The organism is Variovorax endophyticus, from assembly GCF_025376855.1.
Lineage (GTDB): Bacteria > Pseudomonadota > Gammaproteobacteria > Burkholderiales > Burkholderiaceae_C > Variovorax.
In genome coordinates, this window is record NZ_JAHUTH010000025.1 from 114,236 (window position 1) to 137,617 (window position 23,382).

General features: G+C 70.5%; 24 protein-coding genes. 9 read left to right on the plus strand and 15 right to left on the minus strand.

Annotated elements, in window-relative coordinates:
• Positions 1-3: 3 nt before the first annotated feature.
• On the minus strand, positions 4-3,612 hold the full coding sequence (locus KV106_RS28395) for a hybrid sensor histidine kinase/response regulator (protein ID WP_261214052.1): 3,609 nt from the start codon (positions 3,610-3,612) through the stop codon (positions 4-6).
• A 125-nt stretch (positions 3,613-3,737) separates the two neighbouring features.
• Here KV106_RS28395 and KV106_RS28400 point away from each other — a divergent pair, with 125 nt between their 5' ends.
• The 8 genes from KV106_RS28400 (at position 3,738) to ureG (ending at position 9,786) form a co-directional block, all read left to right on the plus strand.
• The gene (locus KV106_RS28400) at positions 3,738-4,040 is read left to right on the plus strand and encodes an urease subunit gamma (protein ID WP_203202679.1); all 303 of its coding nucleotides are present in this window, start codon (positions 3,738-3,740) and stop codon (positions 4,038-4,040) included.
• Between the two features lie 37 nt (positions 4,041-4,077).
• On the plus strand, positions 4,078-4,686 hold the full coding sequence (locus tag KV106_RS28405) for a HupE/UreJ family protein (RefSeq protein ID WP_261214055.1): 609 nt from the start codon (positions 4,078-4,080) through the stop codon (positions 4,684-4,686).
• Positions 4,687-4,702: 16 nt separating this feature from the next.
• Entirely contained in the window at positions 4,703-5,008 is a 306-nt protein-coding gene (locus KV106_RS28410) for an urease subunit beta (protein WP_209541777.1), read from the plus strand.
• 12 nt (positions 5,009-5,020) lie between these two features.
• Positions 5,021-5,704, plus strand: coding sequence for a LysE family translocator (locus KV106_RS28415; protein ID WP_261214057.1), 684 nt, complete (start codon positions 5,021-5,023; stop codon positions 5,702-5,704).
• Positions 5,692-7,410 (plus strand): urease subunit alpha, encoded by a 1,719-nt coding sequence (ureC, locus tag KV106_RS28420; protein WP_057591398.1) that lies wholly within the window; start codon positions 5,692-5,694, stop codon positions 7,408-7,410. The genes KV106_RS28415 and ureC overlap by 13 nt, the downstream gene beginning before the upstream one ends.
• 101 nt (positions 7,411-7,511) lie before the next feature.
• A complete protein-coding gene (gene ureE, locus KV106_RS28425) occupies positions 7,512-8,108 on the plus strand; it encodes an urease accessory protein UreE (protein WP_261214060.1) in 597 nt (198 codons plus the stop codon).
• 332 nt (positions 8,109-8,440) lie between these two features.
• Positions 8,441-9,112 carry an urease accessory protein UreF gene (locus KV106_RS28430; protein WP_261214062.1) on the plus strand — a complete coding sequence of 224 codons (672 nt, stop codon included), beginning with the start codon at positions 8,441-8,443 and terminating at the stop codon, positions 9,110-9,112.
• A 23-nt stretch (positions 9,113-9,135) separates the two neighbouring features.
• Positions 9,136-9,786, plus strand: coding sequence for an urease accessory protein UreG (gene ureG, locus KV106_RS28435; protein ID WP_057591369.1), 651 nt, complete (start codon positions 9,136-9,138; stop codon positions 9,784-9,786).
• 18 nt (positions 9,787-9,804) lie between these two features.
• Here the strand turns inward: ureG and KV106_RS28440 are convergent, their stop codons facing one another.
• Positions 9,805-10,326 (minus strand): hypothetical protein, encoded by a 522-nt coding sequence (locus tag KV106_RS28440; protein ID WP_057591370.1) that lies wholly within the window; start codon positions 10,324-10,326, stop codon positions 9,805-9,807.
• A 115-nt stretch (positions 10,327-10,441) separates the two neighbouring features.
• Here KV106_RS28440 and KV106_RS28445 point away from each other — a divergent pair, with 115 nt between their 5' ends.
• Entirely contained in the window at positions 10,442-11,239 is a 798-nt protein-coding gene (locus tag KV106_RS28445; protein ID WP_261214066.1) for a 2-keto-4-pentenoate hydratase, read from the plus strand.
• Positions 11,240-11,248: 9 nt separating this feature from the next.
• Here the strand turns inward: KV106_RS28445 and alkB are convergent, their stop codons facing one another.
• The 13 genes from alkB to KV106_RS28510 all read right to left on the minus strand — a co-directional run.
• Positions 11,249-11,902, minus strand: coding sequence for a DNA oxidative demethylase AlkB (gene alkB, locus KV106_RS28450; protein WP_261214068.1), 654 nt, complete (start codon positions 11,900-11,902; stop codon positions 11,249-11,251).
• An 83-nt stretch (positions 11,903-11,985) separates the two neighbouring features.
• On the minus strand, positions 11,986-12,966 hold the full coding sequence (locus tag KV106_RS28455) for an NAD(P)H-dependent flavin oxidoreductase (protein ID WP_261214069.1): 981 nt from the start codon (positions 12,964-12,966) through the stop codon (positions 11,986-11,988).
• A 46-nt stretch (positions 12,967-13,012) separates the two neighbouring features.
• Complete coding sequence (locus KV106_RS28460; protein ID WP_261214070.1) at positions 13,013-13,753, minus strand: SDR family oxidoreductase; 741 nt, start codon at positions 13,751-13,753, stop codon at positions 13,013-13,015.
• A gap of 118 nt (positions 13,754-13,871) precedes the next feature.
• Complete coding sequence (locus KV106_RS28465) at positions 13,872-14,432, minus strand: TetR/AcrR family transcriptional regulator (RefSeq protein WP_057591375.1); 561 nt, start codon at positions 14,430-14,432, stop codon at positions 13,872-13,874.
• 145 nt (positions 14,433-14,577) lie between these two features.
• Complete coding sequence (locus KV106_RS28470; RefSeq protein WP_261214073.1) at positions 14,578-15,390, minus strand: shikimate dehydrogenase family protein; 813 nt, start codon at positions 15,388-15,390, stop codon at positions 14,578-14,580.
• Between the two features lie 8 nt (positions 15,391-15,398).
• Positions 15,399-17,648 (minus strand): N,N-dimethylformamidase beta subunit family domain-containing protein, encoded by a 2,250-nt coding sequence (locus tag KV106_RS28475; RefSeq protein WP_261214075.1) that lies wholly within the window; start codon positions 17,646-17,648, stop codon positions 15,399-15,401.
• Positions 17,649-17,670: 22 nt separating this feature from the next.
• Complete coding sequence (locus tag KV106_RS28480; protein WP_057591377.1) at positions 17,671-18,009, minus strand: hypothetical protein; 339 nt, start codon at positions 18,007-18,009, stop codon at positions 17,671-17,673.
• Positions 18,006-18,755: a GntR family transcriptional regulator gene (locus tag KV106_RS28485; RefSeq protein ID WP_057591378.1), complete on the minus strand. Its 750-nt coding sequence runs from the start codon at positions 18,753-18,755 to the stop codon at positions 18,006-18,008. Before KV106_RS28485 ends, KV106_RS28480 begins: the two co-directional genes overlap by 4 nt.
• A gap of 97 nt (positions 18,756-18,852) precedes the next feature.
• Complete coding sequence (locus tag KV106_RS28490; RefSeq protein WP_093341086.1) at positions 18,853-19,923, minus strand: extracellular solute-binding protein; 1,071 nt, start codon at positions 19,921-19,923, stop codon at positions 18,853-18,855.
• 43 nt (positions 19,924-19,966) lie between these two features.
• Positions 19,967-20,797, minus strand: coding sequence for an ABC transporter permease (locus KV106_RS28495; protein ID WP_261214078.1), 831 nt, complete (start codon positions 20,795-20,797; stop codon positions 19,967-19,969).
• Entirely contained in the window at positions 20,794-21,681 is an 888-nt protein-coding gene (locus KV106_RS28500) for an ABC transporter permease (RefSeq protein WP_261214080.1), read from the minus strand. The genes KV106_RS28495 and KV106_RS28500 overlap by 4 nt, the downstream gene beginning before the upstream one ends.
• Entirely contained in the window at positions 21,678-22,820 is a 1,143-nt protein-coding gene (locus KV106_RS28505; protein ID WP_057591381.1) for an ABC transporter ATP-binding protein, read from the minus strand. Before KV106_RS28505 ends, KV106_RS28500 begins: the two co-directional genes overlap by 4 nt.
• 39 nt (positions 22,821-22,859) lie before the next feature.
• Positions 22,860-23,382, minus strand: a 523-nt coding sequence (locus tag KV106_RS28510) for an aminotransferase class III-fold pyridoxal phosphate-dependent enzyme (protein ID WP_261214082.1), incomplete at its 5' end; no start/stop codon positions are given.

Here is a 23,382-nt window from a genome sequence, read left to right on the forward strand (position 1 = left end):
TTGTCATCCCGCATGGGCCGCCTCGGCCAGCGCGCGGCCCATGGCCTCGAACTGGAACTGCCGCGCCAGCACGCGCTGCGCCTCGGTCCAGGCGGCGCACTCGGGCTGCTCGCGGTCGATGGCGTCGAGCTGGTTCATGATGCCGCGGAAGTAGCCGAGGCTCACGGCCTCGTCGAGCGCGCGCAGCCGCTCGCGCGAGGGCGGGCGCAGCACCGGCTGCACCGGCGCCGGCGCGCTCGCCGCGGCCGCTTCGGTCCAGTGCAGGCCGAGCCGGCGCTCGAGCCAGTCGAGCAGCTCGGTGTGGCGCACCGGCTTCACGAAGAAATCCTCGGGCGCGATCTCCACGTCGTTGTCGAGCCCCTTGTCGAAGGCGTTGGCCGAGACGATCGCCACCGCGGCCTCGGCCAGCCCGAGCCGGCGCGCGCGGCGGATGGTCTCCCAGCCGTCGATGCCGGGCATCGCGAGGTCGACGAACATGGCGTCGGGCCGGTAACCGGCGGCGATCAGGTCGAGCGCATCGTGGCCGCTGGCCGCGCTGCGCAGCTCGAAGCCCAGCGGCGCCAGCACATGGCCCAGCAGCTCGCGATCGGCTTCCTCGTTGTCGACCACCAGCAGCCGGCGGCGCGCACCCTCGTAGCCGCGCCGCGCGCGCTGCACAGGCTGCGGCCGGCCGGCACCGGCCACCGCCTCGTGCACGCGCGGCAGGAACAGCCGCACGCAGAACAGCGAGCCCACGCCCGGCGTGCTGCTGACCTTCATCTCGCCGCCCATCAGGTCGGTCAGCATCTTGGCGATGGTGAGGCCCAGCCCCGCGCCCGGCGCGGCCGCGACGCCGGCCGAATCGCCGCGCGCGAAGGGCTCGAAGATGCGCTCGATCTCGGCCGCCGTCATGCCCGGGCCGGTGTCCTCGATCTCCACCGCGGCGAATTCGCGCGCATAGGCGAGGCGCAGCGTGACCTGGCCGGCGGCCGTGAACTTGATCGCGTTGCCCAGCAGGTTGATGAGGATCTGGCAGACCCGCTTCTCGTCGGCGCGCACCACCTCGGGCAGCGTGCCCGCGGCCTCGAAGCGGAAGGCCAGGCCCTTCTCGGCCGCCTGCAGCTCGAACATGTCGGCCAGCTCGCGCAGGGTGTCGGCGAAGCGCATCGGCCGCGCATGCAGCGTGAGCTTGCCGGCCTCGATGTGGGCGATCGCCAGGGTGCCCTCGATCAGCGACAGCAGGTGCTCGCCGCCGCGCTTGATGACCGCCACCGCCTGCTGGCGGTGCGGCGGCACGGAGTGGTCTTCGCCCATCAGCTGCGCATAGCCGAGGATGCTGTTGAGCGGCGTGCGCAGTTCGTGGCTGATGGCGCTGATGTAGCGGCTCTTGGCCTGGTTGGCCTGGTCGGCGGCGCGCCGGGCCTGCTCGGCCGCGAGCTTGGCCTGCTCGGCCACCTCGCGCGCCTCCTCGGCGGTGCGCGTGGCCGACTGCAGCGCGCGGTCGGTCTCGCGGTGCAGCTCGATCTCGCGCACCAGCAGGTGGGTCTGGCGGTTCGATTCCTCCTGCGCCACCTTGCGGCTCTGGTGCGCCAGCACCAGCCACCAGGCCACGATGCCCGCGATCACCAGCAGCGCCATGTAGGCCTTGAGGAAGCCCGAGCGCAGCGAGGCCTGCTGCGCGGCCGCGAGCGCCTGCGCCACCTCGCTCTGCGCGGCCAGCTCGAGCGCGCGCTCGCCGAGCGCGCGCAGCTCCTGCTGGTAGAGCACGCCGAACACCACCGCCAGCAGCGGCACGATGATCAGCATCAGCAGCAGGAAGTGGCCCAGGCCGGTGTCGAGGTAGCGCCAGCTGCGCCGCGGCAGCAGCCAGCGCAGCACCGCCGACCACTGCGCCGACAGGCTCGCGTGCGGCTTGCAGAGGTCGCCGCAGCGCGCGTCGAGCGTGCAGCACAGCGAGCAGATCGCGCCCTGGTAGGCCGGGCAGTGGGCCATGTCGGGGCCTTCGTACTCGCGCTCGCAGATCACGCAGCGCTGCACCGCGAGGCGGCGGTAGGCGCCTTCGGATTCCACCCGCGCCCACTGCACCGGCCGGCCGGCCGCCACCGCGGCGCCCTCGACCGAGCCGCGCGCCAGGTAGTAGCGCCCGCCCGTGGCCCAGGCCAGCAGCGGCGAGGCGACGAGCGCCGTGCCGAGCGCGATCAGCGCCGAGAAGGCCTGCGCCAGCGGCCCGAACACACCCAGGTGCGCGGTGATCGACAGCAGCGAGGCCAGCGCCATCGCGCCCACGCCCACCGGATTGATGTCCCACAGGTGGGCGCGCTTGAACTCGATGCCCGGCGGCGAGAGGCCCAGCGGCTTGTTGATGACCAGGTCGGCCACCACGGCCATCATCCAGGCGATGGCGATGTTGGCGAACAGCCCGAGCACGTCGCCCAGCGCCTCGAACACGTTCATCTCCATCAGCATGAAGGCGATCAGCGCGTTGAACACCACCCACACCACGCGCCCCGGATGGCTGTGGGCCACGCGCGAGAAGAAGTTGCTCCAGGCCAGCGAGCCCGCGTAGGCGTTGGTGACGTTGATCTTGAGCTGCGAGATCACCACGAACAGCGCGGTGGCCGCCACCGCCCAGCCATAGTTGGGGAACACGTACTCGTAGGCCGCGAGGTACATCTGGTTCGGGTCGACCGCGCGCTCCACCGGCACCATGTGGGTGATCGCGAGGTAGGCCAGCGCGGCGCCGCCCAGCATCTTGACCACGCCCAGCACCACCCAGCCCGGCCCGCCGGCCAGCACCCCGGCCCACCAGCGGCCGCGGCTGGCCGCGGTGCGCGCGGGCATGAAGCGCAGGTAGTCGGCCTGCTCGCCCATCTGCGTGATGAGCGCGATGCCCACCGTGAGGGCGGCACCGAACAGGTGCAAGTTGAATCCTTGCGCACCACCCTTGGCGCCGTTGTAGTGCGTGATGCCCGCGAACGCACCAGGATCGCGCACCAGCACATAGCCGAAGGGCACGACCAGCATCAGCAGCCACAGCGGCTGCGTCCACAGCTGCAGCCGGCTGATCGCCGACACCCCGTGCGTGACCAGCGGGATCACCACCAGCGCACAGACCAGGTAGCCCCAGACCGGCGGGATGCCCAGCGCCAGCTCGAGCGCGTAGGCCATCACGGCCGCCTCGAGCGCGAAGAAGATGAAGGTGAAGCTCGCGTAGATCAGCGAGGTCAGCGTGGAGCCGATGTAGCCGAAGCCGGCGCCGCGCGTGAGCAGGTCCATGTCGACGCCGTAGCGCGCCGCGTACACGCTGATCGGCAGGCCCGCGAGGAAGATGATCAGCCCCGTGGCCAGGATGGCCCAGAAGGCGTTGGCGAAGCCGTACTGCACCAGCAGCGTGGCGCCCACCGCCTCCAGGATCAGGAACGAGGCCGCGCCGAAGGCCGTGTTGGCGACCCGCCATTCGGACCATTTGCGAAAGCGCTGCGGCGTGTAGCGCAGCGCGTAGTCCTCGAGGGTTTCGCTCGCGACCCAGCTGTTGTAGTCGCGCCGCACCTTGACGATGCGCTGCGGCGCGTCGTCGGACTCTGTGGGGGGGACGGCGGTGGGCGGGCCAGGGTTCACACCGTTTCGGTGCATCTTTCGTGCCACCCGCGCCCCGCGGACCCGGTGCCATACGGCATTCGGCGAACAGGGCACGACTGTTGCAACAGCCCTGCTCTGCCCATAATGGCCGCCTCCTCCCGCCACCCGATGCCGTCTCCATGGAACTGACTCCGCGCGAAAAAGACAAGCTGCTGATCTTCACCGCGGCACTGCTCGCCGAACGCCGCAAGGCCCGCGGCCTCAAGCTCAACTACCCCGAAGCCATCGCCCTGATCTCGGCCGCCGTCATGGAAGGCGCGCGCGACGGCAAGAGCGTGGCCGAGCTCATGAGCGAGGGCCGCAACGTGCTGACCCGCGCCGACGTGATGGACGGCATCGCCGAGATGATTCCCGACATCCAGGTCGAGGCCACCTTCCCCGACGGCACCAAGCTCGTGACGGTGCACCAGCCCATCGTCTGAACGACCGCACACCCAGAACGAACAAGGACAAGCCCTCATGCGCCCATCCACCATCTCCTCCAGGACCCTCGCCCTGCTCGCCGCCACCCTGCTGCCCCTGGCGGCCAGCGCCCACACCGGCGTCGACGGCGGCCTGCACCACGGCCTCGTGGCCGGCTTCATGCATCCGCTGACCGGCGCCGACCACCTCGCGGCGATGGTCGCGGTGGGCGTCTGGAGCGCGCTGTCGGCGCGCCGCGCCTGGCCCGACCTGCTGTGGGCGCCGCTGGCCTTCGCCGGCATGCTGCTGGCGGGCGCGCTGGTCGGCCTGGCCGGGCTGCAGCTGCCGGCCGTCGAACCGATGATCGCGGCCTCGCTGCTGGTGCTGGGTCTGCTCGTGGCCGCGCGCGTGCACCTGCCGGCCGGCGTGGCGATGGCGGTGGTCGGCCTGTTCGCGGTCTTCCACGGCGTGGCGCACGGCCACGAGCTCGCGGGCGAGCACGACGCCGCCCTCACCCTCGCCGGCATGGTCGGCGCAACCGTGCTGCTGCATGCCGCCGGCATCGCGCTGGGCTGGGCGCTGCGCCATGCCAACGCCTGGCTGCCGCGCATCGCGGGCGCCGCGGTGGTCGGCCTCGGCGCCACGCTGCTGGCGCAGGCCATCTGAGGCGAGGCACCGGTCCATGATCCCCGGCGAAATCCTCACCGACGACGGCGACCACACGCTCAACCCGGGCCGCCGCACCCTCACGCTGGTGGTGCAGAACACGGCCGACCGGCCGATCCAGGTCGGCTCGCACTACCACTTCGCCGAAACCAACGGCGCCCTCGGCTTCGACCGCGAGGCCGCGCGCGGCATGCGCCTGAACATCGCCTCGGGCGCCGCGGTGCGCTTCGAGCCGGGGCAGCAGCGCACGGTCGAGCTGGTCGATTTCTCGGGCGACCGCATCGTCTACGGCTTCCGCGGACTGGTTCAGGGCAAGCTCTGAGCGGGCGCCAGCATGCTGTCACTCGCGCTCTCCGCCTTTCTGCTGGGCCTGGTGTTCAACGCCGCGCCGGGGGCCGTGTTCGCGGAAACCGTGCGCCAGGGACTGCAGGGCGGTTTCCGTCCGGCCTTCGCCGTCCAGGTGGGCTCGCTGGTCGGCGACGCGCTGTGGGCCGTGCTGGGCCTGGCCGGCGCGGGCGCGCTGATGCAGATCGATGCCCTGCGCTGGCCGCTGGGCATCGCCGGCGTGCTCTATCTCGCCTGGCTCGCGGTCGACAGCTGGCGCGCGGCGAAGCGCGATGCCGGCATCGAGCGCGCGCGGGCCGTGCCCGCGAGGCGGGCGCTGCGCTCGGGCGTGATTCTCTCCGCCACCAATCCCCAGAACCTGGCCTACTGGGCCGCGCTCGGCAGCGCCATGGCCGGCCTCGGCATGGACCGACCGACCACCGCCCACTACGCCGTCTTCTTCACCGGCTTCATGGCGGCCTCCGTGCTCTGGTGCTTCCTCTGCGCGGGCCTCGTCGCCAGGCTCTTCGCCCGCTCGGCATCGCGCTGGGCCGGCGTGACGCACCGCCTGTGCGCCCTCGCGTTCATGGCGCTGGCGGTCGCCTCGATGCGCGACCTGCTGAATTTCACCGGCCCCGCCGAGAACCGGCCCGCGGCCTCTCCCGCAAGACAAGGAACGACATGGCAACCATAGGCAGGCGCGCCTACGCAGAAATCTTCGGCCCCACGGTGGGCGACCGCGTGCGGCTGGCCGACACCGAGCTGCTGATCGAGGTCGAGGCCGACTACACGCTGCGCGCCGGCGGCTACGGCGAGGAGGTCAAGTTCGGCGGCGGCAAGACGATCCGCGACGGCATGGCGCAGTCGCAGCGCACGCGCGCGCAGGGCGCCGTCGACACGGTGCTCACCAACGCGCTGATCCTCGACCACTGGGGCATCGTCAAGGCCGACATCGGCCTGAAGGACGGCCGCATCGCCGCCATCGGCAAGGCCGGCAATCCCGACGTGCAACCGGGTGTCGATATCGTGATCGGCCCGGGCACCGAGATCATCAGCTGCGAGGGCAACATCGTCACCGCCGGCGGCATCGACAGCCACATCCACTTCATCTGCCCGCAGCAGATCGAGGAGGCGCTGGCCTCGGGCGTGACCACCATGCTGGGCGGCGGCACCGGCCCCGCCACCGGCACCTTCGCGACCACCTCCACGCCCGGGCCCTGGCACATCGAGCGCATGCTGCAGGCGGCCGACGCGTTCCCGATGAACCTCGGCTTCCTGGGCAAGGGCAACGCCAGCCTGCCCGGCGCGCTGCACGAGCAGATCGAGGCCGGCGTGATCGGCCTCAAGCTGCACGAGGACTGGGGCACCACGCCCTCGGCGATCAGCAACTGCCTCGACGTGGCCGATGCCACCGACACGCAGGTGGCGATCCACAGCGACACGCTCAACGAATCGGGCTTCGTCGAGAACACGATCGCGGCCGTGGGCGGCCGCGCGATCTGCGCCTTCCACACCGAGGGCGCGGGCGGCGGCCATGCGCCCGACATCCTGCGCGTGGTGGGCGAGGCGAACTTCCTGCCCTCGTCGACCAACCCCACCATGCCCTACACCGTGAACACGCTCGACGAGCACGTCGACATGCTCATGGTGTGCCACCACCTCGACGCCGGCATCGCCGAGGACCTGGCCTTCGCCGAGTCGCGCATCCGCAAGGAAACCATCGCCGCCGAGGACGTGCTGCACGACCTCGGCGCGATCAGCATGTTCAGCTCCGACAGCCAGGCCATGGGCCGCGTGGGCGAGGTGGTGCTGCGCTGCTGGCAGACCGCGCACAAGATGAAGCTGCAGCGCGGCACGCTGCCCGAGGACAGCGCGCGCAACGACAACTTCCGCGCCAAGCGCTACGTGGCCAAGTACACGATCAATCCCGCGATCGCGCACGGCATCGCGCACGAGGTGGGTTCGATCGAGGTCGGCAAGTGGGCCGACATCGTGGTGTGGAAGCCGGCCTTCTTCGGCGTGAAGCCCTTCACCATCATCAAGGGCGGCAGCATCGCGATGGCCGCGATGGGCGACCCCAACGCCTCGATCCCGACGCCGCAGCCGGTGCACTACCGCCCGATGTTCGGCGCCTATGGCGGCTCGCTCGCGAAGGGCTCGCTGACCTTCGTCTCGCAGGCCGGCCTGGCCGCGGGCATCAAGGAGCGCTACGGGCTGGCGAAGAACCTGGCGGCGGTGAAGAACATCCGCAACGTGCGCAAGAAGGACCTGATCCACAACGGCTACGCGCCGAAGATGGAGATCGATGCGCAGACCTACGCGGTGCGCGCGGACGGGCAGTTGCTGACCTGCGAACCGGCAAAGCTGCTGCCGATGGCGCAGCGCTACTTCCTGTTCTGAGACAAGGCCCGAAAATCCGGCGCGGCACGCCGGCTTGACAGGCTGCGTATCCTTGAAACCATCGTTCCTGTCTTCAGACGCGCCACGCGTCCCACCGCACCATGCTCACCGCCAACAAACTCATGCCCCAGGGCCGCGGCCTCGCGCCCGTGCTGCTCAAGCGCGCCGCCACCATCGAACTCGACTGGGACGTGCGCCAGAAAAGCCGTTTCGACGCCACCGATTCGCAAGGCCGGCAGATCGGCGTGTTCCTGCCACGCGGCACGGCCGTGCGCGGCGGCGACGTGCTGGTGGCGGAAGACGGTTCGCTGGTGCGCGTGATCGCGGCGCCACAGCCGGTGCTGCGCATCACGCACTGCACGGCCCACGGCACGCCCTTCGACCTGACGCGCGCGGCCTACCACCTGGGCAACCGTCATGTGCCGATCGAGCTCAAGCCCGACCACCTGAAGATCGAACCCGACCATGTGCTGGCCGACATGCTGCGGTCGATGCACCTGATCGTGGTGGCGGTCGAGGAGGCCTTCGAACCCGAGGGCGGGGCCTATGGGTCGCACGAGCATTCGCATGGGGGCGGGCACAGCCATGACCATGATCACTCGCATGGTCATTCGCATTCCTCGGGGCCGAAGCCGCTGGTGCTGGCGCCGGAGTTGCTCGATGAGCATGACCATGGTCACCATGGGCACTCTCACTGAAATGGGAACTGGCTGTTCGATTCGAGGCTGCTTGTTTCGGTGGGGGCGGGCGCACGCCGATGGGGTACTCCCCTCCGCGAATGTCCCCCGCCTTCGGCTCCTCCTTTATTTCGCTGCGGGGAGTACCCCATCGACGTGCGCCTGGACGCAATCGTTGTTGAGCAGCCCGCACCACCGCTGCGCCTCTCGTGCACAGGGCAGTGGGTGCTTCCCGCAGCGAAATCAAGGAGGAGGCCGAAGGCCGGGGGACATTCGCGGAGGGAAGTACCCGCTGTCCTGTGCACGCGCCCCGAACAGCAGCACGCCATGCGGCAAGTCGACACCCCACTGACATGCCAGAACCCCAAAGCCTCCTCCAGCTCATCTGGCTAGCCTCCCCCGCCCTCCCGGTCGGCGGTTTCTCGTACTCCGAAGGCGTCGAGGCCGCGGTCGAGTGGGCCGGCGTCGACGCCGAGGCCAGTGCCGCCGAATGGCTGTCCGACCAGTTGCACCTGAGCTTCGCGCGCGGCGACCTCGCCTTGGTCGCGCAAGCCATCGCAGCCTGGCGCGCCGATGACGCGCAGCGCATCCGCACGCTCAACGACTGGGTGCTGCAGACCCGCGAATCGGCCGAGTTCTTCCTGCAGACCGAACAGATGGGCCGCTCCTTCGTCGAATGGCTCAGGCTGCACCATGCCGACACGGCCGAGGTCTTCGCCGGCCTGCCCGCGAGCTATCCCGTGGCCTTCGCGTTCGCGGCCCACCGCTCGGGTGCTTCGGTGCACGACGGCTGCCTGGCCTTTGCCTTCGGCTGGGCCGAGAACATGGTCGCGGCCGCGGTCAAGGCCGTGCCGCTCGGGCAGAGCGCGGGACAGCGCATCCTCGGGCGGCTCGCGCAGGAGATTCCCGCGGCCGTGAACCATGCGATGCAGCTGTCCGACGACGATCGGCAGGCCTTCGCGCCGCTCTTGGCCGTGCTGTCGGCGCGGCACGAAACCCAGTACTCGCGGCTCTTCCGCAGCTAGATTTTTCCCTTCACGCACCCACCATGACCTCCGCCCTGCACCATATCCCCCACCGCACCAAGAAGCTGCCGCCGCTGCGCGTGGGCATCGGCGGCCCCGTCGGCTCGGGCAAGACCACGCTGCTGGAGATGCTCTGCAAGTCGATGCGCGACAGCTACGACCTGGTCGCGATCACCAACGACATCTATACCAAGGAAGACCAGCGCCTGCTGACCGTGGCCGGCGCGCTGCCGGCCGAACGCATCATGGGCGTGGAGACCGGCGGCTGCCCGCACACCGCGATCCGCGAGGATGCCTCGATCAACCTCGAGGCCATCGACCGCATGCTCGAGGACTTTCCCGATGCCGACGTGGTGTTCGTCGAATCGGGCGGCGACAACCTCGCGGCCACCTTCAGCCCCGAGCTCTCGGACCTCACGATCTACGTCATCGACGTGGCCGCGGGCGAGAAGATCCCGCGCAAGGGCGGCCCCGGCATCACCAAGAGCGACCTGTTCGTCATCAACAAGACCGACCTCGCGCCCTACGTGGGCGCCAACCTCGACGTGATGGAGCAGGACACGCAGCGCATGCGCCGCCAGAAGCCCTACGTGATGACCAACCTCAAGACCCTGACCGGCGTGGCCGAGGTGGTGCGCTTCATCGAGGAACGCGGGATGCTCAAGACGGCCTGAGGCCGCCAACTCACGGCTTCACAGCTCGCTGCCGTCGCGCAGCTGGCGCTGCTTGTAGACCAGGCGAACGCTGGCGCGGCGCGGGTCGCCGACACGCTGCACGTAGACATCCATCTCGCCGCTGCTCCAGGCCGCATAGGCGCTGCCCGGATCGTTGGCCGCGAGCTCGGCACCGAAGGCACCGCGCCCCCACTGCAGCAGTTCGGCGAAGGCCGCGCCGCCGCCATCGGGCAGGCCTTGCGCCGAGGCCGCGTACTCCACGCGCCGCAGCTGCGCATCGGCGAAGAAGAAGGTCGGCTCGAACACCAGCCCCGCCAGCGCCTGGGGCGCGCCATGCCAGCTGCCCAGCAGGCCGCCAGCGAGCCGCTGCGGCCGCGCCACGCGCTCGGCCGAGGGCAGCGCGGCGCGCAATTCGTCGGCCGACATGCCGAGCCGCACGCCGGGTGGCAGCGCTTGCGCCTGCGCGGCGAGGCTCGCGAGACAGAGGGCACCGGCGCCGAGCAGGCGCGCCACGGGTGAAGAGAAGGAAGGAATGAACATCGGGGGACGGCGAAACGGACGACAGCGGCCTGTGACCCGCAGTATCGCCCCGAGTTCACGACGGCACCGTGTAACTGCCGATACACGGCCCGCCATCCCTTTGTAGACTGGCCCGATGACTCCCCAGGACGTGCTCGACCACTACGACCGCGCCACGCTGTGGCCCGCCGATCGCCCCGACCGCACTGCCGCCGGCCTGCCCGCCGCCTACGCCGACGCGCTCGCGCTGCGCGCCCTGCGGCTCGCGCGCGGCGAACGGCCCGTGGGCTACAAGGTCGGCTTCACCAACCGCACCATCTGGCAACGCTACGGGGTGTTCGCGCCGATCTGGGGCCCGGTGTGGAACACCACGCTGACGCTGTGCGACGGCCGGGGCGGCGTCGACCTCGCGGGCACCGTGCAGCCGCGCATCGAGCCCGAGGTCGTGTTCGGCATCGCCGCCACGCCGCCGCAAGGCGCCACGCTCGAGCAATTGTTCGCCTGCGTCGAGTGGATCGCGCCGGGCTTCGAGATCGTGCAGTCGCACTGCGAAGGCTGGAAGTTCGGCGCCGCCGACACCGTGGCCGATGGCGCGCTGCATGCGCGCCTGCTGGTCGGACGGCAACGGCCGCCGCGCGAGTTCGCGAGCGACGGCGCGGCGCTCGACGCGCTGCTCGCGCGCACGCGCCTGCGCCTGTCGCGCGACGGCACGCCGATCGAGGAAGGCACGGGCGCCAACGTGCTCGACGGCCCGCTGCATGCGCTCTTGCACTTCCTGCACGAGCTGCAGGCCTGCCCCGGCGCGCCCGCGCTGCAGCCGGGCGAGGTGGTCACCACCGGCACCTGGACCGACGCCTGGCCGATCGAGCCCGGCCAGGTCTGGCGCAGCGAGTTCGACGCGCCCTTCGACGGCCTCGAAGTCACGCTGCGCTGAGCGCGCGGCTCAGCCGGCCTTGCGGAAGGTCAGGTTGATGCGCACGCTGCCCAGCAGCGGATGCGGCTTGTCCTTGAGCGGCAGCACGCCATGGAAGCGCAGCCGGTCGGGACCGCCCCACACCACCACGTCGCCATGCGCGAGCGGCACGCGCTCGACCGCGTCGCCGCGCGCGAGCCCGCCGAACTGGAACACCGCCGGCATGCCCAGCGACACCGAGACGATCGGCGCGCCATGGTCGCGCTCGTCGCGGTCCTGGTGCAGCGAGAGCCGCGTGCCGGGCTGGTAGCGGTTGACCAGGCAGGCATCGGGCGCGAAGCCCGCGAAGCCCGCCGTCTCGGCCGCCTCGCGCGCGAGCCGCGCGAACGCGGCGGGCATGGCGGGCCAGGGCTTTTGCGACAACGGATCGATCGCGTCGTAGCGGTAGCCGCTGCGATCGCTGACCCAGCCCAGCGGCCCGCAGTTCGTCATCGCCACCGACATGGTGTAGCCGCCGGGCGTGACCAGGTGCCGGAACGGCGACACGCCCTCGATGCGCGGCAGCGCGGCCAGCAGCTCGCTCGCGAACGGCAGCGCGAAGCCGCGCAGCACGCAGGCGCCGGGGCCCAGCGGCTCGGGTGCGCGAAACGGTTCGTCGGTGGCGGGGAAGAGCTCGAGGGTCATGGCGAATGCGGCCCTCGAAAATACCGCAAGCCGGCGCACCGGGTCCGGCCGGTTCCGGACATCCGGTGCCGCTGCCGTGGTTCTCAGGCCGTCTCGAGCATTCCCGCGAGCCGCGCCGCGATCAGCCCATGGGCCTCGGCCATGATGCGGTCGACCAGTTCCCGCACGGTCGGCACGTCGTGGATCAGGCCCGCCACCATGCCGCAGCTGAAGGCGCCCGCGTCCACGTCGCCCTCGATCATCACGCGCGGATAGATGCCCGCCACCTGGTCATGGATGTCCGAGATCTGCAGCTCGGCGCCCTTCGCGCGCTCGATCGCCAGCAGTTCCTCCACGCCCTTGTTGTTGAGCACGCGCTCGGTGTTGCGCAGGCCGCGCATCACCAGCCGCGTGTCGAGCTCGCTGGCCGCGACGATCGCGCGCTTCACGTTCTCGTGCACCGGCGCCTCCTGCGTGGCGATGAAGCGCGTGCCCATGTTCATGCCCTCGGCGCCGAGCGCGAGCGCGGCCACGAGGCTGCGGCCGTCGGCCATGCCGCCCGAGGCGACGAAGGGAATGCGCAGCTCGTCGGCCGCGCGCGGCAGCAGGATCATGTTGGGCACGTCGTCCTCGCCCGGATGGCCGCCGCACTCGAAGCCGTCGACGCTGACCGCGTCGCAGCCGATGCGCTCGGCCTTCAGTGCATGGCGCACCGAGGTGCACTTGTGGATCACCTTCACGCCGGCCGCCTTGAGCGCCGGCATGTGTTCCTCGGGGCTGCGGCCCGCGGTCTCGACGATGCGCACGCCGCCCTCGATGAGCGCGGCGATGTACTCGGGATAGGGCGGCTTGGAGAAGGTCGGCAGGAAGGTGAGGTTCACGCCGATCGGCTGGTCGGTCATCTCGCGGCAGCGCGCGATCTCGCGCGCCAGCAGCTCGGGCGTCTTCTGCGTGAGCCCGGTGATGATGCCGAGGCCGCCGGCATTCGACACCGCGGCCGCGAGTTCCGCGAAGCCCACGTAGTGCATGCCGCCCTGGATGATCGGATGGCGGATGCCGAAGAGTTCGGTGATGCGAGTTTTCATGGTCGATGAGGGTGGAGGAAGAGGACGGGAAACGGGGCGCGGTCGCTCACCAGCGTTCCATGTACGGACGCAGGTCGAGCTCGAAGGTCCAGGCGTCGCGCGGCTGCGCGTGCAGGTGCCAGTAGTTCTCGGCGATGTGCTCGGGGTTCAGGATGCCGTCCTCCGACTTCAGCGCGTAGCGCTCGGGGAAGCTGGTGCGGATGAACTCGGTGTCGATCGCGCCGTCGACCACCACGTGCGCCACGTGGATGTTGCGCGGCCCCAGCTCGCGCGCCATGCTCTGGGCCAGCGCGCGCAGCGCATGCTTGGCGCCCGCGAAGGCCGCGAAGTTGGCGGCACCGCGCAGGGCCGCGGTGGCGCCCGTGAAGATGATCGTGCCGCGGCCGCGCTCCACCATGCGCCTGGCCGCTTCACGGCCGTTGAGGAAACCGCCGAAGCAGGCCATCTCCCAGATCTTGAAGTACTTGCGCGCGGTCTCCTCGAGGATGCTCGAGGGCACGTTGGCGCCGATGTTGAACACCAGCACCTCGACCGGCCCGACCTCGCGCTCGACCTGCTCGAACAGCGCGATCACCTCCTCCTCCTTGCGCGCATCGGAGCCGAAGGCCACGGCCTTGCCGCCGGCCGCCTCGATGCTCTCGACCAGCGGCTGCAGCTTCTGCGCGTCGCGCCGCGTCACGCAGGCGGTGTAGCCGCCGGCCGCGAAGCGCCTCGCGATCGCCCCGCCGGTGGAATCGCCGGCGCCGATGATCAGCGCCACACCGGCGCCCGCATTGCCCTGGCTCATGTCGTCTCCTTGATTGAACGCTCGTGGACCAAAGCACGGTAAAGGAGAGGCATCGGGCTGTCAATCGAGCGCGCGACAGCATTCCGGCGGTGCATGCGGCGCATGCGCGCGGCGCGGTTCAGTCCAGGTGGTTGCGCTCGATGTCGCGGCGGGTCGAGTTCAGGATGTCCTGGCGCGTGCGGTCGTTCTCGACCACGCGCGCCATCAGCAGCGCGCCCACGCACTGCGCCATCACGGCCCAGGCCGCATCGTCGTCGCCCGCCAGGCGCTGGCTCCAGGCCTTGTGCAGCTTCTTCAGGCCGCGCTCGACCGCCGCGCGCACGGCCGGGTCGGAGCGCGCGATCTCGGCGCCCAGCGCGGGCAGCGCGCAGCCGGTCTCGGGGTGCAGGGCATGCGCGCTGCTGAGGTAGCCCTTGAGGCAGCGCGCCACGTGGTCGGGCGGCGAGTCGGGCGTGCCCGCGAGCATCTCGGCGCTGTTTTCCATCTCGCGCTCGATCAGCGCCGCGAACAGCTCGCCCTTGGAACCGAAGTGGCTGTAGAAGGCGCCGCCCGTGAGGCCGATGGCCGACATCAGCGCATCGACGCCGGTGCTGCTGAAGCCCCCCTTCTTGGCGATCGCTCGGCTGCTCTCGAGCAGCTTCTCGCGGGTCTCTTCCTTGTGGTTGGGGGCGTAGCGCATGGCGGTTCCTCGGCGCGGGATTCCGGTGGACAGGACGAAGGGAAAAATAACATACGATCGTTCAGCCATCCTGACACCGGGTGGCCGATCGCTGCTCGTTTTCCCTTGTCCCTTGCAAGGCCCGCGCCCGCCGCAGCAGGCTCTTTCAGGCCGCCGGCGCACCGATCGCGAGCAGTTCCTTCACCAGCACGTACTGCGCATCGAGCATCGAGGTGCCCAGCGAGACGCGGCAGCCGCGCGAGCGCGCCGCGGCCAGCAGCGGCGTGATCGCGGGCGTCATGATGATCTCGGCCACGTCGGTGCCTGCCTCCAGGTGCGCCGCGTCGAGCGGCAGCGCATCGCCCTCGTGCATGCCCATCGAGGTGGTGTTGACCACGAGGTCGAAGCCGCTCGGATCGTTCGTGCCCGCGCGTGCGCTGCAGCCCGGGTACGCGGCGGCCACGTCGGCCGCCAGCGCCTCGGCCCGCTCGCTCGTGCGGTTGTGGATCACCAGTTCGCGCGCGCCCGCCTCGGCGATGCCGAAGGCCACCGCGCGCCCCGCGCCACCCGCGCCGAGCTGCAGCACGCGGCGCCCGCGCAGCGCGATGCCCTGCCCCGCGAGCCCGTCGACGAAGCCGCGGCCATCGAGGTTGTCGCCCGTGAGCCGGCCCTCGGCGTCGCGCCGCACGAAGTTGACAGCGCCGATGCGCGCCGCGCGCGGCGTGGTCGCGTCGAGCAGCGGCAGCACCGCGATCTTGTGCGGGATGGTCACGCCGAAGCCGAGCACGTTGCGCATGCGGCGCAGCGCGTCGACCACGGTCGCGAGGTCGGCGGGCGCCACGTGCAGCGGCGACACCGCGATGTCGAGGCCCTCGGCCGCGAAGCGGTCGTTGAGCCGCAGCGAGCCCACCACGTGGGCCACGGGATCGGCCAGCATCAGCATGATGCCGGTGCGGCCGGTGATGCGCATCTCGGTCATGGCGAGGCTCAGGCAGGCAGCTCGAACGGGGCCGGATCGAGGAAGCGCCGCAGCACGTTGCCGGTGATGCGGCTCACGTTGTTGTCGTAGCCGTTGTGGCTCAGCGAGAGCACATAGGAGATCGAGCCGGTGGAGAACACCGCGCCGCCCTTCGCGGTCTCGAAGAACACCATGTCGGCGCGCACCAGCGCGTTCTGCTCGCCGTCGAGGCCGTGCACCGTGGTGCGGTACTCCTCGGGCGTGGGCAGCGCGCCCGGGCCCAGGCCGTGCGAGGTCGCGAGCATCACGGCATGCGGCGGCGAACCGAGGCCGACGTCGAAGCGGTCGATCTCGATGCCGACCGCGCCGCCGATGCGCACGCCGTAGTCGCCGATGCGCTCGCCCTGCGCGATGCCCTCGACCGCGAAGGCCACGCGCGCGTCGGCCGCATCGGGCGTCAGCAGGTAGTAGCCCGCGTGGTCGTAGACCATGGCCGAGAAGCCCACGCCGATCAGCTTCTGCGGCGCGAAGCCGCTGTGGCGCCACAGCGCGCCGGGCTCGCCGGTACCGGCCAGGTGCACCTCGCCGGGCTGCGATTCCCAGGTCCGCGTGCCGGCCATGCCGCGCCGCACCTCGACCGCGGCCGGCGCCTTCGGATGGAAGGCGCAGCGCCAGTAGAAGCCGTTGGCGCCGAGCGCGAGGTGGCGCCCGCCCGCGTTCTGGAAGGCCATGATGCCGTTCATCATCGCCTCGCTGTAGTACTCGGGATGCGACAGCGTCGCCAGCACGCGGTAGCCCGCGAGCGCGCCCGCGCCCTGGCGGTCGAGCTCGACGTCGGTCACCACGTCGTAGTCGATGCCCTTCTCCTCGAGCCAGTCGAGGAAGTGGCTGTCGATCGCGAGGTTGCCGGGCTGCGAGCGCGGCCGCATGTTGAGCACCGGGCGCAGCCACGAGCTGTAGGCGCGGCCGCTGCCGTCGATGTGGTGGTCGTAGGTCGACTGGCCGACCTCGGGATGCTCCTGCAGGTAGATGTCGTCGCCGGTCAGCATCAGGAGGCGCTCGGTCAGCACCTCGAAGTGCACCGCATGCAGCCGCAGCGCGCTGTTGGCGTAGGCCATGTAGGTCATGCTCGCGGCCAGCACCGCGAGCGGCGCGCGCTTCGCATCGGCCGCGGGCGTCACGAAGAAGGTGATGAAGGTCTCGGCCGCGCTGCCGTCCACGGGCCGCAGGCGCAGCGCATGGAAGCCCGACTTCCAGTCGGCCGGCACGTCGAGCTCGAGCGTCGCGGGCCAGCCGCAGTCGTAGATGTCGTCGCTGTGGAAATGGATCGCGCCGTACTCGCGCGGCGCCAGCCGCCAGTCGTGCACGTCGCCGGTCCAGTGCACGCCGGTCATGCCGCGGCAGGGCAGCTGGTGCAGCCGGCCGTCGAGGCGGTTGGGCGAGCGGTCGAGCACCTCGAGCGTGTCGATGCCGTGCGAGAAGTCCCAGCAGGCGATCAGCGCGGCATCGGCCAGGCCCGGGCGCGCGAGGTCGTCGCAGCGGCGCAGTGCATCCACGCCCAGCAAGCCTTCGGCGATGCGCGGTGCCTCGATCTTGCCGTCGTAGTGCGCGCCGCAGCGGCCGCCGGTGGCCGACAGCGCATGCGCGGCCACGGTCAGCGGGCCTTGCGAGTCGAGGCGCCAGCCGCCGGGCTTCGTCGCGCGGGCCTCGCGGCGCTGCTCGGGCAGCGCGCCATCGGCCAGCCGGCATTGCGACAGCACCATCTCGCCGGTCGTCGCATCGAGCGCGCCCTGCACCCAGTACCAGCGGCGCTGCTCGAGCGGCGCATCGGTCTTCAGCTCGATCGCGCCATCGGCACCGCCCACGCGCAGGCTCAGGCCCTCGCGCGACAGCTGCAGCGCCCAGCCGCGGCCGCTGTCCTCGCCCCAGCGCGCGAGCACGGTCTGCGGCGTGGCCAGCAGCCGGGTCGGCCAGACGTAGCAGCCGAACGAGAACGCACCCTCGGGCGCGAGGCGCGCATCGGCCGGCACCGACATGAAGGAGCCGCAGGGCGCCTCGTGGAACGCGACCGCGTGCACGCCGTCGATCGGCGATGCGAGCTCGCGGTACTTGATGCCGGGGCCGGTGGCGTCGGCGTCGGCGCAGCGCACGCGCACGAACTTCACGTCGGCCTGCTGCTTCGCTTCGCTGCTGAGGTGGAATCGGATGCGTTCGCCGGCGCGCACGCTGAGGGTGTCGGGGTAGCCGACGAAGGCATTGGTGTCGATGGGGGCACTCATGGTCGTCTCGCGGTGTTCTTCTTCAATCCAGCTTCAGCTCGGTGCCGGTCAGCGCCTTCCAGCGCAGGCCGAACACATGCCACTCGGCGTCGTCGAGCGACTCGAACACCACGTCGTGGAACACCTTGACCTTCTGGCCGCGCTCGTCGGGCATCTGCGCCAGCGCCCAGCGGCGGCCCGGCTCGACCATCACCAGCAGATAGCGGCCGGGGAAGGCGCCCCAGCGCATGCGATGCAGGAGCTTCTTCAGTTCCTCGCTGTGCGGGCCGCGGATGCAGCCGCGGAATTCGCGCGCGAGGTCGGTGCGCTGGGGGTCGAGTACGTAGCGCGCCGCGTTCGGGTCGCTGGTGTGGTCCATCATGGGGTGGGAGGCTTTCTGCCGGTCGGTGGCGGCTGGTTGCGCAGCGCGAGCAGTTCTTCGGCGCGCGCGGGATTGGCATCGATCTCCCCGAGCACGCGCACGAAGTCGCGGCCGCCCTCGATCAGGTCCTGCTCGATGGCGTGGCGCACCATCGCGGTGTCGCGCTGCTGCAGCCCGCGCAGCACGTTCACGTGCTGGTGCTCGGTGTCGTAGGTCGGGTGGCCGTGGGGATAGAGGAAGTTCATCATCGGCCCCACCTGCACCCAGATGCGGTCCAGCAGCTCGGTGAGCTGCGGCATGCCCGAATGGCGGTAGATGCCGAAGTGGAAGTCGAAGTTGTGCTGCAGCGCGGCGCGGTAGTCCTTGGTCTTCTCCGCGCGCACCAGCAGCCGGTGGCTCTCGGTGAGCTGCTTGATGGTGGCGTTGTCGAGCAGGGGCACGGCACGCTCGGCCGCCAGCGGCTCGAGCGCGAGGCGGATGTCGCGCAGCTCGAGGTACTCGGCCAGCGTGAGCTGGCGCACGCGGATGAAGTAGCCCTCCTTCATCTCGAGCGCGCGGTCGCGCACGAGCTGGATCAGGGCTTCGCGCACCGGCGTCTCGCTGGTGCCCATGGTCTTGGCCAGCTCGCGGATCTTCAGGCGCTGGCCCGGCTGGAAGGTGGCCGACATCAGCTGCTCGCGCAGGTGCTCGTAGATCTGGCTCGCCAGATTGGTGCGTTCGACCACGTTGATGACCGGGGTTGCCATGGGCTTCTCTCTCCTTGATTGCGTGTGTGCCGGGAATCGCGCGGCGGCGTATTGTGGCCCTGCCGTGGCCCCGCGAGCGGCACTCACGCGATCGGGATCAGCGTCCCAGCCAGGCGATCCAGCGGTCGCGCAGCATCTGGCGGTTATTGCCGATCCACTCGTAGTCGGCCACGATCAGCTTGTCGAAGTTCTCGGCCGAGGTCGCGAGCATGGCGCGGCGCTCGGGCGGGAACAGGCTCGCGGTCTTGCCGTTGCCGGTGTCGTAGTTCACGGCATTGACGAAGTTCACGTGCTGCTCGGGTGCCGAGGCATAGAAGAAGTCGAGGTACGCCATGGCCGCCTTCGGATGCGGCGCGCCCTTGGGGATCGACATGTAGCCGACGTCGCGCACGGCGCCGTCCCACGACACGGCGATCGGCACCTTGGCGTTCATCAGCGAGATCAGGCGGCCCGAGTAGCCCATGCTCATGACCACTTCCTTGTTGCGCATGATCTGCTGCAGCTGGTCGCCGCTCTTCCACCAGACGGCGACGTTGGGGCGCAGCTTGTCGAGCTTCTTGTAGGCGCGGTCGAGGTCGAGCGGGAACAGCTTGTCGGGCGCGACGCCGTCGGCCAGCAGCGCCGCCACCGGCACCCACCATTCGCGGTCACCGGTATCTGGCAGGCCGCGCGGGCCGGGGAACTTGGCCGTGTCCCAGAAGTCGGCCCAGGTCTTGGGCACGTTGGCGCCCTTGAAGGCCTCGGTGCTGTAGCCGATCTGCATGCCGCCCACGGTGCGCATCACGCCGTAGGTGGTGCAGGCGCCCTTCACGCCGTTGGCGGTGACGTTGGGCAGCTTGCTGCAGTCGATGGCCTGCAGCAGTTCCTTCTTCTGCACCAGGTCGGGCGGGGTGGCGGTCACGATGTCGAACTCCATGCCGCCGCTGCGCGACATGGCCTGCACCTTGGCCCACTGGTCGGGCACCTCGATCGCGGCGGGCACCACCTCCACGCCCTTGGCCTTGGAGAACGGGGTGTAGAAGTACTGCACCAGCGTCTTCTCCATCAGGCCGCCGGTGGTGGCGATCACGAGCTCCTTCTCGAGCCCCTGCGCCGAGGCACCGGTGAACGCCGCGCAGGCGAGCAGCGCGAGGGCGGCACCCTTGCTTCGAGCCAGACATTTCATCATCGCGAACTCCTTGTGAGTGAGGACCAGGAAAAAAGAGGGGCGCTCATTCGGCGCGGCGCCGGCGCTCGAGCACGCGCAGCAGCGCCACGGCGATCAGCACCGCGATCGACAACAGCGTGAGCAGGGTGGCGATGGCCGGGATCACGGGCGTGAGGTTCTGCTCGATGTCCTCGAACATGCGCCGCGGCAGCGTGCGCTGGCGCACGCTCGAGACGAAGAACGAGACCACGGGCTCGTCGAAGGAAATGATGAAGGCGAACAGCGCGCCGCTCAGCAGGCCCGGCACGATCAGCGGCAGGGTCACATGGAAGAAGGCGCGCGCGCGGCTCGCGCCGCAGCTCATGGCGGCCGATTCGAGGTCGGGGTCGACGCGCGACAGCGCGGCCGAGACCGTGAACACCACGAAGGGCAGCGCCAGCACCGTGTGCGCCGCCACGAAGCCGGCCAGCGAACCGACCACGCCCAGGCGCTGGTAGAACAGGTAGCAGGCCACCGCCACCGCGATGTGCGGCGCGATCACCGGGCCGATCACCATCAGCTGCGTGGCCGAGCGGAAGCGATCGGTGCCGCGCACGATGGCGTACGACACCATGGTGCCGATGACCACCGAGCAGACCATGGTCAGCGCGGCCACCTGCAGGCTCAGCAACGCCGCCTTCTGCCACTGCGGATCGCCGAAGAACTCCTGGTACCAGTGCAGCGTGAAGCCGCTGGGCGGGAACTCCAGGAAGTCGGCCGGGCTGAAGGACATCGGCACGATGATCAGCGTGGGCACCATGATGAACAGCACCACCAGCCAGACGTAGGCGCGCAGCGAGAAGGCGCCGAGGTCGAAGGGCGCGCGGTGGCGCACGGAGTTCTCGTTCTTGCTCATGCGCCGCCTCCGATCAGCCGGTTGAAGCTCACGGCCTTGTTGAAGACCATGGTCAGCGTGGCCACCACCACCATCAGCACGCCGATCAGCGCGGCCGCGAAGGGCCAGTCGAGCATCTCGCGCACCTGCTGCGAGACCAGCGTGGCGATCATCAGCTCCTGCGGGCTGCCGACCAGCGCCGGCGTGACGAAGAAGCCCAGCGCCGAGAGGAAGACCATCAGGCAGCCGCTCCACACGCCCGCGCGGCTCATCGGCAGCAGCACCTCGAAGAAGGCGCGCCGTCGGTTGGCGCCGAGCATGGCGGCCGCGCGCATGTAGTCGTCGGGGATGTTCTTGAGCGCCGAGTAGATCGGCAGGATCAGGAAAGGCAGCAGCACGTGCGCCATCGCGAGCACCACCGCGCCCTCGGTGTAGAGCAGCTTCACGGGCTCGCCCGTGAGGCCCAGCCACTGCAGCGCGTTGTTGACGATGCCGTCGCGGCGCAGCAGCACGATCCAGGCCGCCGTGCGCACCAGCACGCTGGACCACAGCGGCAGCAGCACGCAGGCCGTGAGCAGCGCGGCCACCGCGCCCTTCACGCGCGTCATCATGTAGGCGATCGGAAAGCCCAGCACCAGCGCCAGCACGGTCGTCAGCAGGCTGATCCAGCCGGTGCGCAGCATCACGCGCACGTAGACCGGGTTGTCGAACACGCGCGCGTAGTTCGCGAGCGTGGGATGCGGCTCGAGCACGCTGAGCGACAGCAGGCTCAGCAGCGGATAGAGGAACACCAGCAGCAGCAGCGCGAAGAAGGGCGCGAGCAGCACGGCCGAGGCCGCCACACTGAGCTGCCGGCCGCCGAGCCACAGGCGCGAGAACGCCGAGGGCGATGTCGCCGTGCTCATGCCGCGGCCACCTCTTCGCCATAGATGCGCAGCGCATCGGCCGGCCACAGCAAGCCGACGCGGTCGCCGGCCGCGAGCGCGACGCGGCTCGGGTCGGGCAGCCGTGCGCGCAGCTCGGTGCCGTCGGACAGTTGCGCGATGCACAGCACGGTGGAGCCGCTGTAGATCACGCCGCTCACGGTGGCGCGCAGCGCGGCCGGATCCTCGGGGCTGCCGATCACGATCTGCTCGGGGCGCAGCGCGGCCACCGCGCGGCCGCCGGCGGCGACGCGGCCCACCAGCGCATCGGTGCGCACCTCGCGCGGGCTCGCGCCGCCGGGCAGTTGCACCAGCGCGCCCTGGGTGCGCAGCGGGCCGATCTCGGCCGGCATGAAGTTGGTCTCGCCGATGAAGCCCGCGACGAAGCGCGTGCGCGGCCGCTCGTACAGCGCCTTGGGCGCGTCGAGCTGCTGGATGCGGCCCTGGTTGAGGATCGCCACGCGGTCGGCCATGGTCAGCGCCTCGCCCTGGTCGTGCGTGACGAAGACCACCGTGATGCCGAGCTGCGACTGCAGCCGCTTGATCTCGAGCTGCATCTCCTCGCGCAGGTTCTTGTCGAGCGCGCTCAGCGGCTCGTCCATCAGCAGCACCTTCGGCTTGTAGACGATGGCGCGCGCCAGCGCCACGCGCTGCTGCTGGCCGCCCGAGAGCTGCGCCGGCATGCGCTTGCCGTAGCCTTCGAGTCGCACCGTGGCCAGCGCCTGCTCGGCCAGGCGGTGCCGCTCGGCGCGCGCCACGCCGCGCATCTTGAGGCCGAAGGCCACGTTGTCGAGCACCGAGAGATGCGGGAACAGCGTGTACTTCTGGAACACCATGCCGAGGTTGCGCTGGCTCGCGGGCAGGTAGGTGACGTCGCGGCCGTCGATGGCGATGCTGCCGGCATCGGGCAGCTCGAAGCCCGCGATGCTCATGAGGATCGAGGTCTTGCCCGAGCCACTGGGCCCGAGCAGCGCGAGGAATTCGCCGGGTTGCACGCTCAGCGACACATCGTCGACCGCGCGCACCGCGCCGAAGCGCTTGGCGAGGCCGCGGATCTCGATGCCGGCACCGCCGACGCGTTCGGAGCCCGCAACGGGCGGTTGGGTTGCCGTGGATGCCATGCTGCGGATTCCTCTTCGTGCGTGCGGGAGATGGGGACGTCAGCGCCGGCCGAAGCGCGCTGCGACGGCGGCGAAGGCCGCGTCGGTGGCCTGCAGGGCCCGATCGATGTCTTGCACGGTGTGTGCCAGCGACAGGAACATGTTGTGCCTGGGATGCAGGTAGACGCCGCGGCGCAGCGCCTCGACCGTGAACACCGCCCCCTTGTCGAAGCCCGGGTCCTCGTCGAACAGGATCAGCGGCAGCGCCGCCGGGCCCGTCTGGCGCACCGGCACGCCATGGCTCGCGGCCTGCGCGGCGATGCCGTCGCGGAAACGCTGGCCCATGGCCTGCACATGGCCCACCACGTCCTGCGCATCGGCCACCTCGATCGTCGCCAGGCCCGCGGCCATCGCCACGCCGCCCGACCAGAACGAGCCCGTGGTGTAGATGCGCGTCGCCGCTTCGCGCAGCGCATCGACACCGGTCACGGCCGCGAGCGCGTAGCCGTTGGCGATCGACTTGCTCCAGGCACTGAGGTCGGGGCGCACGCCCACGGTCTCCCAGCTGCCGCCCGCATGCACG